Origin of the sequence: Patulibacter sp. (genome assembly GCF_030655195.1) — a bacterium.
Lineage (GTDB): Bacteria > Actinomycetota > Thermoleophilia > Solirubrobacterales > Solirubrobacteraceae > Patulibacter.
Genome location: NZ_JAURWA010000198.1, coordinates 1 through 17,530, shown reverse-complemented (window position 1 = coordinate 17,530; position 17,530 = coordinate 1). Strand labels below are relative to the sequence as shown.

Genomic DNA, 17,530 nt, shown 5'->3' with positions numbered 1-17,530 from the left:
ACGTGGTCGGCTCGTCGTCGGAGCCGCCGCAGCCGGTGCCGGCGGCGGCGAGCGCCACGGTGATCGCGAGCGCTCCGACGGTGCGGAGCGGGCGACGGGAGGGCGTCTGCGAGCTGTTCATGCGACGCATCGTAGGCGCGGGTCCGGCGAGACCTCCACGGTCCCTCACGCGGTTCTCACGGCGGGCCACCGGGCCGCCCGCCCCGCTCCCCGTCGACGGGGCCCGCCCGGCCGCGCGCTAGATCTGCCCGTGGTTCGGCGGCACCGCGTCGTTGAGGACGCCCGCACCGACGTGGTGGTACTTCCAGCGGATCGGGTCGTGCACGGAGTGGGTGCGCGCGTTGCGCCAGTGGCGGTGCAGGTCGTACTTGTCGTCCGTGGCGCTCGCGCCGGTGAGCGCGAAGAGCTCGTTGGCGATCGCGACCGCGGCCTCGGAGCCGAAGGCCTTCGCCTCGGCGACGGCGAGCGAGCCCTCCGCCGCCTGTTCCCGCGTGGCGGGGACGTGGGGGAGGCCGTCGAGCACGCGACCCGCGCGCTCCAGCAGCCCCTCCGCGGCGTGCAGCCGCGCGGACAGCTCGCCCGTCCGGTGCAGCACGTGCGGGTCGTCGCTCGCCCGCTCGTAGCCGGCGCCCGCGGCCTCGAAGTAGGGCCGGCTCTTCTCGCGCACGAACGTCACGGTGTCGGCGAACGCCCCGCCGGCGATCCCCACCTCGATCGCCGCGTGGACGAGCTGGGCGCGGGCGCCGAGCAGCTGCGGGCCCGCGTAGGCGGTGCCGTACGGCAGCAGCAGACCGTCCTCGATCGGGGCGTCCTCCAGGGTCGTCGTGCCGCTGGCGGTGGCCCGCTGGCCCATCGCGTTCCAGTCCTCCTCCACGCGCACGCCCGGGCCGTCGCGCAGGACGAACGCGACGACGACGTCGCCGGCCTCGTCGACGGCGGAGACGGCGATCCGGTGCGAGGTCGCCGCGCCGGTGCAGTAGTACTTCGTGCCGTTCAGGACGGGCGGTCCGTCGTCGCCGGCCGCCCCACCCCGGGTCAGCGTCGTCCCGAGCGCCATCGCGTGCTTCGTGCCCCGCTCGGCCAGCGCGTTGCCCAGCCGCCGGCCCGCGAGGACGTCGGCGAAGACGCGCGCCTGCTGGTCGGCCGTCCCGAGCTGCCGCAGGACGTCGACGAAGAGGAAGTGCCCCTGCGGGCCCTGCGCGATCGCCGGGTCCGCGGCGGCGATCAGGCGGATCACCTCCGCGAGGGTCACGTGCGAGACCTCGGCGCCGCCGTGCTCCCGCGGGACCGTGATCCCGATCAGGCCGGTGCGGTCCAGCGCCGCGAGCGCCTCCCGCGGCGCGCCCCCGGCGCGATCGCGGTCGATCGCGCCGGGGCGCAGCGCGTCCGCCAGCGCGGCGGCCGCGGCGACCGCCTCGTCGTCGGAGCGCAGGACGGGGACGGTCGGGGCCTCGGTGGCGCTCATCGGGTCCAGTCTGTCGGGTCGGGGAGCCCTGCCCGGCGGGCCGGGCTCCGGGTCGGGCTCAGGCCGCGGTCGGGACCGTCAGGCCCTCGAGCGGGTCGGGCACCGCGGCGGGGTCCAGGCCGGCCTCGACCTCGAGCTCGCGGACGATCGGCAGCACGTCCTTGCCGAACGCCTCGACCTCCTCCTGGAAGTGCAGGAACGCGCAGAGGTTGAGGTTCACGCCCAGCTTCTTGTAGGCCACGATCCGCTCCGCGACCTGCTCCGCGGTGCCGATCAGCTGGGTCTTGAAGCCGTCGTTGTACTGCACGAGGTCCTCGAACTTCGAGTCCGCCCACATGCCCTTCCTGTCGCCCGTCGACGCGCCGGCCTGGGTGACGGCTCCGCCGAAGCCCTCGACGGCCGGGCGGTCGGCCTTCTCGACGATCTCGCGCAGCGTGTCCCTGGCCTCCTTCTCGGAGTCGCGGACGATGACGAAGCCGTTGAGGCCGAACCGCGGGCCGTCGGTGCGTCCGGCGTCGTCGGCGATGCGGCGGAGGTCGGCGATCTGCTCCGAGACGCCGTCGAAGTCCTTGCCGTTGGAGAAGTACCAGTCGGCGTAGCGGCCGCCGTTCTCGCGGGCGGCGCTCGAGTTGCCGCCCTGGAAGATCTCCGGGTGCGGGCGGCCCTCGACGGCGTGGGGCTTGGGCTGCTGGTTGTAGTCGCGCAGGCGGTAGAAGTCGCCGGCCAGGTTGGCCTCGTCCTTCGTCCAGATCTCGCGCAGCGCCTGGATGAACTCGGCGGAGCGGCGGTAGCGCTCGTCGTGCTCGAGCCACGGCTCGCCGATCGCGGTGAACTCGTCCTTGAACCAGCCCGAGACGACGTTGACCGCGAAGCGGCCGTTCGTGATGTTGTCGGCGGTCGCGACGAGCTTGGCCAGCACCGCGGGCTGCCAGAGGCCGGGGTGGACCGCGGCGATGATCTTCAGCCGCTCGGTGGCGAGGCCCAGCGCGAGGCTGAAGCTCGTGGACTCCTGCTGCTTCTCGGCGCCGTAGCTGGCGGTGTAGCGGACCTGCGACAGGGCGTAGTCGAAGCCGGCGCGCTCGGCCGTGACCGCGAGCTGCTTGTTGTAGTCGTACTCGTGCGAGGTGCGCTGCTCGATCTTCGAGATCACGAGGCCACCGGAGACGTTCGGCACCCAGTAGGCGAAGCGGAGCGGATCGATGGGCGAGGACGGGGCGGACGGCATGCGGACTCCTGGAGCGGGTCGGTGCGAGGGGGTCCCTGAAATTATCCTATTGCTGGTCTGGTTTAGATAAATTGGCGCGTCGGACCTCGCGGACCGGTCGGTCGGCGTGTCGTCGCGGCCCACCGGCGCCCCGGGGCGGCCGGGGTCGCCGGGCCGCGCATCCGTACCCTCGTAGGTCGCCCCGCGCGTGCGGGGCGACGGACCGAGGACGACGACGGCGGGATGACGGGCGCGACGATGACGCAGGAGATCGAGGACGAGGACGTGCCGGCGACGACCGCCGTCGACCCCCTGGCGGCGATCGATCCCGAGGAGCTCGCGATCTGCCTGCGGGTGCTCGCCCAGGCCGAGGCGCTCGGCGAGGACCACGAGGACGCGCTGGCGATCCAGCGCGCCACGTCGAAGATCTACAAGACCGTCCGCCGGCGCCGGCGCTCCGAGCGTCGCGCCGCGATCGTCGCCCACGACGAGGCGATCACGAACCTGACCGCCACCGGCGCGCCCGGCCGGATCGACGACGAGACCCAGGGCCTGGAGCTCGTCTCCGAGGCCAGGGGCGCGATCGCGGGCGTCCTCCTGGAGGACCGCGCCTGCTACGTCTGCAAGCAGGGCTACCGGGAGGTCGACGCGTTCTACCACCAGCTCTGCCCGCCCTGCGCGGCGAAGAACCACGCCCGCCGCGACGCCCGCACGGACCTCACCGGCAAGCGCGCGCTCCTGACCGGCGGCCGCGCGAAGATCGGGATGTACATCGCGCTGCGGCTGCTGCGCGACGGGGCCGACCTGACGATCACCACGCGCTTCCCGCGCGACGCCGTCCGGCGCTTCACCGCGATGCCCGACAGCGCGGACTGGATCGACCGCCTGCGGATCGTCGGCATCGACCTGCGCGACCCCACCCAGGTGACGACGCTGGCCGACGAGGTCGCGGCCCGCGGCCCCCTGGACATCCTCATCAACAACGCGGCGCAGACCGTGCGGCGCTCGCCCGAGTCCTACGCGCTGCTCGCCGAGGCGGAGGCCGCGGCGCTCCCCGGCGGGCGGATGCCGCACGTCATGACCCTCGGCCGCCCGGGCGACGTCCGCCCCACGACCCTGGCCGAGTCCACCGGCGACCACTGGACCCCGACGCCCGCGCTGGTCTCGTCGATGGCGCTGGAGGCCCGCTCCGCGACGCCGGCCAGGATCACGGCCGGCACCGCGATCGACGCCGGCGGCCTCGTCCCCGACCTGCACGACACCAACAGCTGGGTCCAGAACGTCGGCGAGGTCGACGCGATGGAGATGCTCGAGGTCCAGCTCTGCAACGCCACGGCGCCGTTCATCCTCATCACCCGCCTGCGTGCGGCGCTCGCCGCGTCGCCGGCCCGCCGCACCTACGTGGTGAACGTCTCCGCCATGGAGGGGCAGTTCGGCGGCCGCTGGTACAAGGGCGCCGGGCACCCGCACACGAACATGGCCAAGGCCGCGCTGAACATGCTCACCCGCACGAGCGCCCGCGAGATGCTCGAGCAGGACGGCATCCTCATGACCGCCGTGGACACCGGCTGGATCACGGACGAGCGCCCGCACCCGCAGAAGATGCGCCTGGCCGACATCGGCTTCCACGCCCCGCTGGACCTCGTCGACGGCGCCGCGCGCGTCTACGACCCGATCGTCCGGGGCGAGGCCGGCGAGGACGTCCACGGCTGCTTCCTCAAGGACTACGACAAGGCGCCCTGGTAGGCGGACCGATCGTGGCCGCCTCCGGCGGCGACGGCACGACCCCCACGGCCGGGAGCGCCGTCGACGTGGCCGATGTCGGCCCCGCCCCCCGAGGTCGGATGGGCGCACTAGCACACCGACGCCCGTGTTGACACCGTTCACGACGACGTGGAGGCTGGTCGCTCATGCCTCGTCCCACAGCAGCATCACTCCGCCGCGCGGCCCTCGCCGGCGGCATCCTCGCCGGCCTCGCCGTCCCATCCGCCGCCTCCGCGGCGAACAGCAGCGCCGTCGTCCTGACGACGGACAACAAGATCTCGACGTTCGAGACCGGCTTCCCGGCCGAGGCGGCCGCCCCCGTCGCCGTCACCGGTCTGGCGACCAACGACAAGCTCGTCGGCATCGACTTCCGCCCGCAGAACGGCTACCTCTACGGCCTGGGCTACGCGTTCAACACCACGACGCCGGCCAGCAGCACGATCCAGCTCTACGCGATCAGCGTCCGCACCGGCCTCGCCTCGGCCCTGGGCGACCCGATCCCCGTCGGCGGCACGCCGACGGCGACGACGAGCTGGGGCTTCGACTTCAACCCGACCGTCGACCGCGTCCGCGTGGTCAGCGACGCGGGCTACAACGGACGACTGAACCCGAACGACGGTGCGCTCGTCGACGGCGACGCCGGCACCCCGGGGGTCCAGCCCGACCCCGCCATCAACCCGACCTCGGTCAAGGTCGACGGGGCCGCCTACACGAACAACGAGCAGAACGCGACCGTGACGAAGCTGTTCACGCTCAGCGGCGCCGACAACACGCTCTACGTCCAGAACCCCGCCAACGCAGGCACGCAGACCGCCGGGAAGCCGGTCACGTTGAGCGGATCCGGCGTCGACTTCGACGCCGTCGGGGGCTTCGACATCAGCCCCGGGATCAACGCGGCCGCCGACGGCTCGCTGCCGGCCGGCTCGGCCGGGTTCGTGGCCACGAACACGACCGCCGGGGCGACGCTCTCCCTCCTGGACCTCAACACGGGCGCCGCGGTGCCCGTCGGCGCCATCGGCAACGGCGGAACGAAGGTCGCGGGTCTCGCGATCCAACAGGAGACCACGGTCGGTGGCCTGCCCTCCGTCGCGCTCACCAGCGGCGTCGGCAACTTTTACCGCTTCAACACCGCAGACCCGCTGGGCGGCGTGCCCCAGTCGATCACGGGCCTGTCCCCGACGGAGACGCCGGTGGCGATCGACTACCGGGCGCAGAACGGACAGCTCCTCCTGCTGGCCGTCAACGACGTGTCGGACACCGGCTCGCTCTACCGCCTCGACCCGCAGACCGGGGCGGCCACGGTGATCGGGACGCCCGGGTCCGTCGCCTTCCGCACGGCCGCCGGCGCCACGGTCGACCTGCCGCCCTCCGGCTACGACATCGACGTCAACCCGACCGTCGACCGGGTGCGCGTCGTCACCACGAGCGGCCTGAACTTCCGGCTGAACCCGACGGCCACCGGCTCGGTCGCCGTCGACACGGATCCCGACAACGCCGCCGCGAACCCGCCCACCGTCGGCGCCGCGGGCGCCCAGCCCGACGGGACGCAGAACCCTGCCGGCAGCGAGGTCGGGGGCACCGCCTACACCAACGCGTTCGGCCAGTCGCTGACCGGTGGTGTGACGACGCAGTACGGCATCAACCCCGCGCAGGCCCAGCTGCAGGTGCAGAACCCGCCGAACGCGGGGACGCAGACGCTCGCCAAGAAGATCACCGTGAACGGTGCCTCGATCCTGATCGACTCCGTCAAGGGCTTCGACATCACACCGGGCGTGCGCGTCGCGACGTCCAACGCGGTGGCCTCCGGCACCGGCATCGCGATCCTGAACGCCAAGGCGCTCGCGGCCGACACCGCGAAGGCCGGCATCTACGCGATCGACCTGAGCACCGGCGCCGCCACGCTCAAGGGCACGTTCCCCACGACGCCGACGCCGGTCGTGCCCACGAGCCTCGCGCTCGGGGACGTCCCGCCGGCGTCGAAGGACCGCACCCCGCCGGTGGTCGTGACCCCGCCGAACACCGGCGGCGGTGGCACCGGCACCAACCCGGGCACCACCCCGACGACGCCGACGACGCCCGCCACGCCGACCACCCCCACGGCGGCCGCGCGCATCAACCTGCGCAAGGTCAACGCGAAGGCCAAGCGCAAGGGCCGGAAGTTCACGACGACGGGTTCGCTGAGCTTCCGCAGGACGTACACGTCCGCGGAGAAGCGGAAGTTCTGCGCCAAGGGCACGGTCAGCATCCAGGTCCGCGCCGGCAAGCGCACGATCTCGACGCGCCGCGTGACCCTGAAGTCGAACTGCACGTTCAGCTCGTCCGTGACGTTCTCGAGCACGCGCCGCTTCGCCGGCCGCAGCAAGCTGTCGTTCGCCGTGAAGTTCAACGGCACCGCGTTCGTGCTGCCGCGTCGCGCGTCGACGTTCAGCGTGAAGACCCGCTAGTCCAGGGGGACGCCGAGCACCCCGAGGGCGCCCCGCCGGGCGCCCTCGGTCGTTCCGGTGGGTCCCGGCCTCACCCGCGTCCGGCCGTCAGTCCCGGTCGGGCAGCCGGCTCGTCGTCGCCAGGACGAGCGACGGCGCGGCCAACTGCAGGAGGAAGACCGCGAAGAGGCCGGCGATGACGTGGTCGCGCTCGAGGTCGACGGGCAGGACGGCCGACGCCAGGATCACGGACACCAGCAGGAGGACGCGGATGCCGCGGTGCGACAGGGCGAACGCCTGATCGCGCCGCTCGCGCTCGCGTTCATGGGGCAAGGGTTGCTCTTGTTCGATCCCGCCCATCCCCTCCCGGGGAACGGCCGGCCCCGACGCCCGTGGCACACGGATCTGCGAGTGCGCCACTGAGATGTGCGCGGACCCGCGGGGGCGGATCCGGGCAGAGTGTGTGGCGTATTTGCAGGCGTTCCCGGGATCGTCGCCCCGACTCCCGCGGCGATGTCCAGTCCTATGGTGGACGACCGCCGAAGATCTGCCATACTCCCACTCAGATTTCACGCAGTCTCGGCTGGGAGCAGAACGCACATGGGCAAGATCATCGGCATCGACCTGGGCACGACCAACTCGTGCATGGCCGTCCTCGAGGGCGGCGAGCCGACCGTCATCGAGAACTCCGAGGGCGGCCGCACCACGCCGTCCGTCGTCGCCTTCGCCAAGGGCGAGCGGCTCGTGGGTGCCGTGGCCAAGCGCCAGGCCGTCACGAACCCGACGAACACCATCTCCTCCGTCAAGCGCTTCATGGGCCGCAAGGAGGGTGAGGTGCGCGAGGAGGAGTCGATGGTCCCGTACAAGGTCGTCGCGGGCTCCAACGGCGACGCGCGCATCGAGGCCGAGGGCAAGCAGTACAGCCCGCCGGAGGTCTCCGCGATCACGCTGGCCAAGCTCAAGGCCGACGCCGAGGCGTACCTGGGCGAGACCGTCGACGGCGCCGTCATCACGGTCCCCGCGTACTTCAACGACGACCAGCGGCAGGCGACGAAGGACGCCGGCAAGATCGCCGGCCTCGACGTCAAGCGCATCATCAACGAGCCGACCGCCGCGTCGCTGGCCTACGGGCTCGACAAGGAGTCGGACCAGACGATCCTCGTCTTCGACCTCGGCGGCGGCACGTTCGACGTGTCCGTGCTCGAGATCGGCGACGGCGTCTTCGAGGTCAAGTCGACCGCGGGTGACAACCACCTCGGCGGCGACAACTTCGACAAGACGATCGTCGACTGGCTCGCGGGCGAGTTCAAGAAGGACCAGGGCATCGACCTGAAGAACGACCCGATGGCCCTGCAGCGGCTGTTCGAGGCCGCGGAGAAGGCGAAGATCGAGCTGTCCTCCGCCCAGGAGACGCAGATCAACCTGCCGTTCATCACGGCGGACGCCTCGGGTCCGAAGCACCTCGACGTGCGCCTGACGCGCGCCAAGATGACCGAGCTCGCCGGCCCGCTGCTGGACCGCCTGATCGCCCCGGTCCGCCAGGCGATGGACGACGCCAAGGACAAGGGCGCCGCCAACATCGACCACATCGTGCTCGTCGGCGGCATGACCCGCATGCCGGCCGTGCAGGAGAAGGTCAAGGAGCTCACGGGCAAGGAGCCGCACCGCGGCGTCAACCCCGACGAGGTCGTCGCCGTCGGCGCGGCCGTCCAGGCGGGCGTCCTCTCGGGCGACGTCAAGGACGTCCTCCTGCTCGACGTCACCCCCCTCACGGTCGGCATCGAGACCAAGGGCGGCGTGATGACGAAGCTCATCGAGCGCAACACCACGATCCCGACCCGCAAGAGCGAGATCTTCTCGACGGCCGACGACAACCAGCCGTCCGTCGAGATCCACGTGCTGCAGGGCGAGCGCGAGATGGCGAGCTACAACAAGTCGCTCGGCAAGTTCCAGCTGACGGGCATCCCGCCGGCGCCCCGCGGCGTGCCGCAGGTCGAGGTCACGTTCGACATCGACGCCAACGGCATCCTGAACGTCTCCGCGAAGGACCTGGGGACCGGCAAGGAGCAGAAGATCGAGATCAAGGCCGGCGGCGGGCTCTCCGACGAGGAGATCCAGTCGATGGTCTCCGACGCCGAGGCCAACGCCGAGGCCGACAAGAAGGCGCGTGAGCTGGCCGAGGCCCGCAACGTCGCCGAGCAGGGCGCCTACCAGGCCGAGAAGCAGCTCTCGGACCTCGGCGAGCAGGTCGACGAGACCTCGCGCAAGGAGATCGAGGAGGCCATCGCCGCCGTGCGCACCGCGCTCGAGGGCGACGACGCCGAGGCGATCAACGCCAAGCGCGAGGCGCTCGAGCAGGCCTTCCACAAGGTCTCCGAGCAGCTCTACCAGCGGGCGCAGGCCGAGAACGGCGGCGGCGCGGCCGACGGGTCGTCCGGTCCCGCGGACGGCGCGGCCGACGACGAGGAGGACGTCGTCGACGCCGAGGTCGTGGACGAGCGGTAGTCCGCACCGTCCGCAGCCCGATCGAGGAGCACGCCATGAGCGAGCAGCCGCACGACCCCAAGCCGGACGCCCGGACGGCCCCCGACGGCCCGAAGCCCGCCCCGAGCGGGACGGGCCCGGGGGGCGTCGGGGACCGTCCGATCCCCGCCGACGGCGTCCCCGGCGGTGGCGGGAACGCCCCGGACGACGGGTCGACGCCCGGGGACATGGACGGCGACGCCCTCGACGGTGCCGCCGGGACCGCGGGACCGTCCGCGGACCCGCGGACGCCCGAGGCGGAGGACGGCGAGGGCGACCCCGAGGACCCCGCGGCCTCCGCGGAGGCCGGCGAGGACGACGGTGCCCCCGCGGAGGACCCCGGGGCGGCCGAGCCGACCCCGGAGGAGCCCGACTGGAAGGACCGCTACGTGCGGTCCGTGGCCGAGCTCGACAACGTGCGCAAGCGCGCCCGCCGCGACGCCGCGGCGGGCGAGGCCCGCGGCATCGCCCGTCTGGCGAAGGAGCTGCTGCCCGCGCTCGACAACCTCGACCGCGCGCTGGCCCACGTCGACGCCGAGCCCGGCGAGGCCGGCGGCGGCGACGCGCAGCTGGTCGAGGGTCTGCGGATCGTGCACCGCGAGATCCACGCCGCGCTCTCGCAGGCCGGGATCGAGGCGTACGACCCGACCGGGGAGCAGTTCGACCCGTTCTCGCACGAGGCGCTGACGCAGCAGCCGGCGCCCGAGGGCACCCCGTCGGGCACGATCCTGGCGGTCTACCAGGCGGGGTACCGGCGGGGCGACGACGTCCTCCGGGCCGCGAAGGTCGTGGTGGCGGGGTGACCCGCCGCCCGGGAACGAATCGAAGCTGAATGTCGACGCGACAGGACAACGGACCCGACCTCTACGCGGTCCTCGGGGTCGACAAGAAGGCCGACGACGCCGCGATCAAGAAGGCGTACCGCAAGCTCGCCCGCGAGTACCACCCGGACAAGAACCCGGGCGACACCGCGGCGGAGGAGCGCTTCAAGCAGGTCTCGGCCGCGCACGACATCCTCTCGGACCCCGAGAAGCGCAAGGAGTACGACAAGGCGCGGGCCTTCGGCGGCCTCGGCGGCGCGTTCTCGACCGGCGGTGCCGGCTTCGACTTCGGCGACTCGGGCATCGGCGACCTGCTGGGCAACGTCTTCGGCGGCCGGACCGGCCGCCAGAGCCGCACCGGCACCGGCGGGCGCCCAGGCTCCGCGCAGCAGCGCGGCCGCGACGTCGAGGCCGAGGTGACGCTGTCGTTCCGGCAGGCGATCGACGGTGCGCAGGTCCCGCTCAGCGTCCGGACGGCCTCGCCGTGCGGCACCTGCTCGGGCACCGGCGCCAAGCCGGGCACGAGCCCGATCGTGTGCCCGCGGTGCCAGGGCCGGGGCGTCGAGTCGCAGGGCCAGGGCCTCTTCTCGATCAGCCAGCCCTGCTCCCGCTGCCACGGCGCGGGCACGATCATCGAGGACCCCTGCCCCACGTGCGCGGGCGAGGGCGCGGTCCACACGACCAAGCGCTACCGCGTCAACGTGCCCCCGGGCGTCAAGGAGGGCTCGCGGGTCCGCCTGGCCGGCAAGGGGCAGGCGGGCCGCAACGGCGGGCCGCCCGGCGACCTCTTCGTGATCACGCACGTGCCGGCGTCCGAGATCTTCGAGCGCCACGGCGACGACGTCGAGGTCACGGTCCCGCTCTCGATCGCCGAGGCGGTCCAGGGCGCCGACGTCGAGGTCCCGACGCTCGACGGGCGCAAGCGCCTGCGCGTGGCGCCGGGCACGAAGCACGGCACCCTGCAGCGGCTGCGTGGCGAGGGCCCGCCGCGGCTCGGCGGCGGCGGGCGCGGGGACATCCGCTACCGCTTCGTCATCGAGGTGCCCCAGCCGTCCACCGACGAGCAGCGCGACGCCGCGGAGCAGTTCGGCGCGCTGTTCCCGTCCGCCTCCCGCGACCGGCTGTTCGCGGAGGAGTGATCCCGGTGGGCCAGGACAGCGACGACCGCGCCGGCCGCCCGGCGAAGTCCCGCGGGGGCGCCAGGCCCGGCTCCGCCGTGCGCGTCTCGACGTCGACGACGATCGAGGTCGACGCCGACCGCGGCGTGTTCATGATCTCCGTCGCCGCGGAGCTCGCGGAAATGCACCCCCAGACGCTCCGCATGTACGAGCAGCGCGGCCTGATCGAGCCCAAGCGCTCCCCCAAGGGCACCCGGCTCTACAGCCACAGCGACGTCGAGCGGCTGCGCCGGATCCAGCAGATGACCAACGACCTGGGCCTGAACCTGGCCGGGGTCGAGCGGGTCCTCGCGCTCGAGGTCGAGCTGGAGCGCGAGAAGCGGCGCTACGCCCAGGCCGCCGAGCGGCTCGTCCAGCTGCAGCGCGAGACGGTCGAGATGCGCGACACCCTCCGCGCCGAGATGCAGACCGAGATCGACAAGCTGCGCCAGCGCAACGAGCTGGTGCCCTACACCGGCACGCGCACCACGGCCCTGGTCCAGTTCCGGCCGCCCCCGGTCGAGATGGCCGACGTCCACGAGGTCGGCGACGACGAGGACTGACGGCGGGCGCGGAGGCCTCGCCGTGGGCCGGTCGCTCCACTAGGGTGCGGCGGGCCAACCCGTGTGGAGGTCCCCGTCGTGAGCACCGCAGAGCAGCAGTCACCCCTACCGGTCGGCATCACGCTGGACCGCGGGTTCGCCCTGTTGCGTCGTCATCCACGGGCGCTGCTGCTGCCGCAGCTCGTCCTGCAGATCGTCCCGCTGCTGGCGGCCGGCGTGCTCGTGCTCGTCGGCCTGCTGCTCATCGGCGACGTGGCGACGACCCGCGAGGTCGTGCGCGAGTCGACGTTCCTCGGCGACAGCGAGCTGCGGACCCGCGAGGTCTCGGACTTCACGGACGGGCAGGCCGTCACCCTCGGGATCCTGATCTTCGTCGGGGCGATCGTCTACCTGTGGTTCTTCCTCGCGTCGGTGATCTCCGTCGTCCGCGGGGCCGACCGCGCGCTGGAGGGCAAGGAGCACCTGAAGCTCCGGCCCGCGATGCGCGACGCGCTGCGCGAGACGCCGAAGCTCTTCGGGATCGGGATCGTCTTCTACCTGCTGGCCACGGTCGCGGTGCTGGCCGTCGTCGCGGTCGTGGCGCTCGTCGCCGTCGCGGCCGGCGCACTGGCCGTGCTGGTCGGCCTGGCCGGCCTGGTCGTCCTCGTCTGGGCGTCCGTGCGGGTCTTCCTGTGGCCGTTCGCGCACCTCAGCGAGCACACGGGCCTCGGGTCGTTCCGACGCGCCTGGACGCTGTCGAAGGGCCGGTTCTGGTCGCTGTTCGGCGTGCTGGTGCTCGTCACGATCGTCGTGTCGGTCGTCTACTTCGTCGTCTCGTTCGTGCTCCAGCTGCTCGTGGTCGGCGCGGCGTCCCTGGGCGACGCGGTCGGCGTCGCGGCGGTCGTGCCCTACGTGCTCTTCTCGACGGTCTTCAGCGTGGTCTTCACCGCGGGCTACATCGCGCCCCTGGCGGTCGCCTACCGCACGCTGTCGGGCCGCGACACCGCCGAGCTGTGGCAGGCGGCCCAGCAGATGCAGGCCGGTGGCGCCGGTGCCCCGGACCTCGCGCCGCCGGCGCCCGAGCCCGGCGTGCGCCGGTGGGACGCGAGCGAGGCGCCGCTGGACGGGTCCGACGGCCGGTCCTCCGCCTCGGAGGGCCCGGGCACCGCGGGGTCGTCGGCGCCCGGGCTCGGCGGGTTCGCCGCCGGTGCCGGATCGACCGACGGCGGTCCGCGCGACGGGGTGGGCGGGCTGCCGGCCCCGGACGAGCCGTCCGAGGCCGAGCGGCGCTGGGGTCGCGGCGGCGACGAGCCGCCCGCGGGCTGAGTCACCCGTGCGCCGGCCGCCGCGCCCGCTGCTGGTCGCGGTCCTCCTGACGATCGCGCTCGCGGTCCTCGGGGCGACCCCGGCCGGCGTCGGCGTGGTGCCGCGGGCGATCGCGCAGGCCCCGGACGCGGCGCAGACCGTCCCGGCGTCCGGCCCGCGCGACCGCGCGAAGGCGGAGGAGCTGCGGACCGTCGCCCGCGACGCGCTGCGCGAGGCGGACCGGGACGACGTCGACCTCGACGTGTCGCTCCTGGGCATCGGGGGCGTCGTCTGGCGGGTCCTGCTCGTCGTGCTGATCGGGGTGGCCGTCGTCGTCGGCGTGGCGCTCTACCGCCGCGGCCCCCGACGTCGGCGCCGGGCCGGGACGGACGCGCCGGCCGGCGCCGGCGGGCCGGACGACCTCGAGCGCCTGGCGCTCCGGGCGGAGCAGGAGGGCGAGCACCGCGCGGCGGTCGTCCTGTGGTTCCGCGCCGGCGCGCGGCGGCTCGGCGGACGGTCGAGGACCGGGGCGGGCGGGGCCGCGACCGCGGGAGTCCCCGTCACGGCGGCCGCGACCGCGACGGCCGGCGAGGTCGCCCGGGCGTCGGGCGACCCGCGGGTCCGGGCACTGGCGGTCGACCACGACCGGGCGGCCTACGGTCCCGGTCCGGTCGGCCCCGAGGCCAGTCGCGGCGCCCGCGAGGGCTGGCGGGCCGTGCTGCGGGAGCCTGCGGCCGCGGCGCGCTCGGGCGCCGGCGATCCCACCGACGGACGCCCCGCCGACGGACGTCCCGCCGACGGACGCCCCGCCGACGGACGACCCACCGACGAGCCACCCGCCGACGGGGACCCACGGTGAAGGGCCGGATCGTCGCCGGGGCCGTCGGGCTCGTCGTGCTCGTGATCTTCGTGCTCGGGCAGCTGGGCGGGGAGGACGAGCCGTCCGTCGAGCCGTCGGGCGGATGGCGCAGCGGCGCGCCGTCGGGCATCGGCGGCTGGGCGGCGGTCCTGGACCACGAGGGCGTGGGGCTCCGGCTCCGCGACGTCGACCCGTCCGACCTGCGGCTGCTGCCGGGCACGACGTACCTCTTCGCGGAGTCGCTGCTGGACGGCTCGAGCGCCCGGCGGGTCGCCCGGGAGGTCCGGCGCGGCGCGCGGGTGGTGGCCGCCGGGAGCGACGCACGCCGACTCCTGCGCGCCCTGGGCGAGCCGGTGCCCACGCTGAGCGGCCCGCCCGGCACCGCGGTCCCCGCGACGCGGGCCCCCGAGACCACCGCGACCGACCGCGTCGCGCGCTCCGGCCCCGTCTGGGCGACGCCGCCGCGGGACCTCCGCGCCCTGCTGGTGCTCGAGGCCCGGGCGCCGGAGGACCGCGTCGTCGCGGGGGAGCTGCGGGTCGGCCGCGGCCGGGTCGTCGTGATCCCGGACCGGGGCGTCGTCGACAACCGCGGCATCGTGCGGGCCGACAACGCCGCGTTCGCCGTCGCGGTGACCGGCCGCGGTCGCGTCGTCGCGCTGCGGCCGCGCGACGGCGCGTCGACCGGTGGTCTGCCACCCCGGGCGGTCGTCGTCGTCCTGCTGCTCGCGCTCGCGGCCGCCGCGGCGCTCGTGTCCCACGGCCGGCGCCTCGGCCCGGCGGTGCTGCCCGACGAGGACCCCACCCCCGGCCGGTCGGGCTACGTCGACGCGCTCGCCGCGGTGCTCGCCCGGACGTCGGACCGCACGACCGCGACCACCCGCCTGCGCGCGCGGGGGCGGACCGTCCTGGCGCGCCGGGTCGGCCTGGCGCCCGACGCCGGTCCCGACGAGGTCCGGGCCGCGGGGCTCCGCGCGGGACTGACCGAGGCGGACGCCGCCGCCCTCGCCGGCGGGGACGACGGTCCCGGCCGCACCACCGATCTGCAAGCCGTGGGACGGGCGCTCGCCCGTCTGGAAGGAGACACCCGATGATCGACATCGTCACCGCACTGCGGGAGGAGGTCGGCCGCGTCGTCCGCGGCGCCGACGCCACCGTCGACCTGCTCGTCGCCGCCGCGACCCTCGGCGGCCACGTGCTGCTGGAGGGTCCGCCCGGCGTGGCGAAGACCCTGACCGCGACGGCGCTCGCCCGGGCGCTGGACGTCGAGGACGCCCGCATCCAGCTGACGCCGGACATGCTGCCCTCCGACGTCACCGGCACGGTGGCGCTGCGGGGCGACGAGCTCGTCTTCCGTCCCGGTCCGGTCTTCACGAACGTGCTGATCGCCGACGAGATCAACCGCACGCCGCCGAAGACCCAGTCGGCGCTGCTGGAGGCGATGCAGGAGGGTGCGGTCACCGTCGACGGGGAGCGCCATCCGCTGCCGGTGCCGTTCCTGCTCGTCGCCACGCAGAACCCGATCGAGCAGGAGGGGACCTACCCGCTGCCCGAGGCGCAGCTGGACCGCTTCCTCTTCCGGGTGCGCGTCGGCTACCCCGACGAGACGGCGGAGCGCGAGATCGTCTCGGCCGCCCGCGACGGCCTGCGGCCCGCCGCGCTGCAGGACGTCCGGCCCGTCGTCGACGCCGCCGCGCTGGCCGAGGCGCGGCGCACCGTGCAGGACACGTTCGTCCACGCCGACGTCGTCGAGTACGTCGTGTCGGTGGTGCGCGCCACGCGGTCGCAGCCGAGCGTCGAGCTGGGCGCCAGCCCCCGCGCCGGGCTGCACCTGCTCGCGGCCGCGCAGGCCTCCGCCCGGATCGCCGGCCGCGACTTCGTCACCCCCGACGACGTCCGGGCGGTGGCCGAGGTCGTCCTGGCCCACCGCCTCGTCCTCAGCCCCGAGGCCGAGCTCGAGGGCACCCGCGACCGCGACGCCGTCGCCGCCGCGCTGGCCACGGTCCCGGTGCCGGCCTCCCGGTGAGCGGTCGGGGCCGCATCGGGGTGGGGCGATGAGCCCGTCGCCGCGGGTCGCCGTGCTGCTCGCCGCCTGCGCGGTGGCGGCCGTGCTGGTGCCCGAGGGGCTCGCCCTGCTCGCCGCGCTCCTGATCGTGCTCGCGTCGGTCCTCGACGCGCTGCTCGCCCGACGCCGGCCTCCGACGCTGATCACCGACGCCCCCGGGATCGCCCCGCGCGGCGCGGCCGTCCCGGTGCGGGTGCGGCCGGAGACCCCGGAGCCCGGCCTGCGACTGCGGCTCGTCGGGCTGCCCGGCGTCGACGTGCAGGGCGGCGAGGGTCGCGGCACGCTCGACGCGCGCGTGACCGCGGCCCGTCGCGGTCGGCACCTGCTGCCGCGTCCCGTCGCCCGCCGGACCGGGCCGCTCGGCCTGGGCCGCTGGGACCACCGGGCGGCGGACGAGGTGCAGCTGCGGGTGCTGCCCGACTACCGGACCGCCCACGCGCTCGCGGCGGCGGCGCGCACCGGACGCACCGCCTCCGGGCTGCGCAACCGCGGCCCGTACGGCCTCGGCACGGAGTTCGACCACGTCCGCGACTACGCGCCCGAGGACGACGTGCGGCAGGTCAACTGGCGCGCGACCGCCCGGATGGGGCGGCCGATGAGCAACCAGCGCCGCGTCGAGGCGGACCGCGACGTCGTGGTCCTGATCGACACGGGGCGCCTGGGCGCGGCCCCCGCGGACCGCGACCCGGGGGCCGACGACGGCGCGGTCCCCGACTTCGGCGGGCCCTCCTGGCGGTTCCCGACCCCCGAGGTCCGTCGCCGTGCTCGCGAGGCCCGCGAGCGCGCGGCCGAGCTCGGCGCCGTCCCACCGGAGGTGCGGCTGCTGGACGTGTGGCTCGACGCCGCCGCCGCGGTGTCCGCCACCGCCGACGCGCTGGACGACCACGTCGGCGCCATCGCCTACGACGACCGCGTCCGCCGCCACCTGCAGCCGCGCCGCGGTGCGGGGGACGCCGTCGTCCGGGCCCTGCACGACCTCGAGCCGACCCGCGTCGACAGCGACCACGAGCGCGCGTTCCGGGCGGTCGGCGGCACGCGGCGGGCGTTCGTCCTCGTGCTCACCGACCTGCTCGACGAGGCGGCCGCCGCCCCGCTGCTGGCCGCGGCCCCGCTCCTGGCCCGCCGGCACGCGCTCTGCGTCGCCACGATCGAGGAGCCGCGCCTGCGGCGGCTGGCCGGCACCGCCCCGGAGGACGAGCTCGGGGCGCTGGCCCAGGCCGTCGCCGTCGACGTCCGGGCCCAGCGCGACGCGGTCGCCGCCCGGCTGACCGCCCGAGGGGCGCAGGTCCTCTCCGTCCCGCCCGACGCGCTGCCCGCGGCCGCGGTCCGCGCCTACCTGCGGGCCAAGCGGCGCGGGGTGCTCTGAGGCTCCGGCCGCCCGGCGGGCCGGCCGCGCCGCGACGCT

Annotated in this window: 14 protein-coding genes; 11 read left to right on the top strand and 3 right to left on the bottom strand. The window is 74.7% G+C overall.

Going from position 1 to position 17,530, the window contains the following annotated elements:
- Positions 1-238 precede the first annotated feature (238 nt).
- Positions 239-1,465 (bottom strand): SfnB family sulfur acquisition oxidoreductase, encoded by a 1,227-nt coding sequence (locus Q7T67_RS21170; protein WP_304794797.1) that lies wholly within the window; start codon positions 1,463-1,465, stop codon positions 239-241.
- A 58-nt stretch (positions 1,466-1,523) separates the two neighbouring features.
- Positions 1,524-2,690 carry a dimethylsulfone monooxygenase SfnG gene (sfnG, locus tag Q7T67_RS21165; protein ID WP_304794794.1) on the bottom strand — a complete coding sequence of 389 codons (1,167 nt, stop codon included), beginning with the start codon at positions 2,688-2,690 and terminating at the stop codon, positions 1,524-1,526.
- A gap of 237 nt (positions 2,691-2,927) precedes the next feature.
- On the opposite strand from sfnG, the gene Q7T67_RS21160 reads away from it, so the two are divergent.
- Both Q7T67_RS21160 and Q7T67_RS21155 read left to right on the top strand, forming a co-directional pair.
- Complete coding sequence (locus Q7T67_RS21160; protein ID WP_370695436.1) at positions 2,928-4,415, top strand: SDR family NAD(P)-dependent oxidoreductase; 1,488 nt, start codon at positions 2,928-2,930, stop codon at positions 4,413-4,415.
- A gap of 164 nt (positions 4,416-4,579) precedes the next feature.
- Entirely contained in the window at positions 4,580-6,877 is a 2,298-nt protein-coding gene (locus tag Q7T67_RS21155; RefSeq protein WP_304794788.1) for a DUF4394 domain-containing protein, read from the top strand.
- Between the two features lie 87 nt (positions 6,878-6,964).
- On the opposite strand, the gene Q7T67_RS21150 is transcribed toward Q7T67_RS21155, so the two are convergent.
- Positions 6,965-7,189 (bottom strand): hypothetical protein, encoded by a 225-nt coding sequence (locus Q7T67_RS21150; RefSeq protein ID WP_304794786.1) that lies wholly within the window; start codon positions 7,187-7,189, stop codon positions 6,965-6,967.
- Between the two features lie 267 nt (positions 7,190-7,456).
- Here Q7T67_RS21150 and dnaK point away from each other — a divergent pair, with 267 nt between their 5' ends.
- The 9 genes from dnaK (at position 7,457) to Q7T67_RS21105 (ending at position 17,491) form a co-directional block, all read left to right on the top strand.
- Positions 7,457-9,361, top strand: coding sequence for a molecular chaperone DnaK (gene dnaK, locus Q7T67_RS21145; protein WP_304794783.1), 1,905 nt, complete (start codon positions 7,457-7,459; stop codon positions 9,359-9,361).
- 35 nt (positions 9,362-9,396) lie between these two features.
- A complete protein-coding gene (grpE, locus tag Q7T67_RS21140) occupies positions 9,397-10,182 on the top strand; it encodes a nucleotide exchange factor GrpE (protein WP_304794780.1) in 786 nt (261 codons plus the stop codon).
- Between the two features lie 29 nt (positions 10,183-10,211).
- Positions 10,212-11,339, top strand: a complete 1,128-nt coding sequence (locus Q7T67_RS21135; protein WP_304794777.1) for a J domain-containing protein — start codon at positions 10,212-10,214, stop codon at positions 11,337-11,339.
- A gap of 5 nt (positions 11,340-11,344) precedes the next feature.
- A complete protein-coding gene (locus Q7T67_RS21130; protein WP_304794773.1) occupies positions 11,345-11,920 on the top strand; it encodes a heat shock protein transcriptional repressor HspR in 576 nt (191 codons plus the stop codon).
- A gap of 78 nt (positions 11,921-11,998) precedes the next feature.
- Entirely contained in the window at positions 11,999-13,225 is a 1,227-nt protein-coding gene (locus Q7T67_RS21125; protein WP_304794771.1) for a hypothetical protein, read from the top strand.
- A 7-nt stretch (positions 13,226-13,232) separates the two neighbouring features.
- A complete protein-coding gene (locus Q7T67_RS21120; protein WP_304794768.1) occupies positions 13,233-14,063 on the top strand; it encodes a hypothetical protein in 831 nt (276 codons plus the stop codon).
- Entirely contained in the window at positions 14,060-15,154 is a 1,095-nt protein-coding gene (locus Q7T67_RS21115; RefSeq protein ID WP_304794766.1) for a DUF4350 domain-containing protein, read from the top strand. The genes Q7T67_RS21120 and Q7T67_RS21115 overlap by 4 nt, the downstream gene beginning before the upstream one ends.
- On the top strand, positions 15,151-16,086 hold the full coding sequence (locus Q7T67_RS21110) for a MoxR family ATPase (protein ID WP_304794763.1): 936 nt from the start codon (positions 15,151-15,153) through the stop codon (positions 16,084-16,086). The genes Q7T67_RS21115 and Q7T67_RS21110 overlap by 4 nt, the downstream gene beginning before the upstream one ends.
- A 28-nt stretch (positions 16,087-16,114) precedes the next feature.
- On the top strand, positions 16,115-17,491 hold the full coding sequence (locus tag Q7T67_RS21105) for a DUF58 domain-containing protein (RefSeq protein WP_304794760.1): 1,377 nt from the start codon (positions 16,115-16,117) through the stop codon (positions 17,489-17,491).
- The last annotated feature ends 39 nt before the right edge of the window (positions 17,492-17,530 follow it).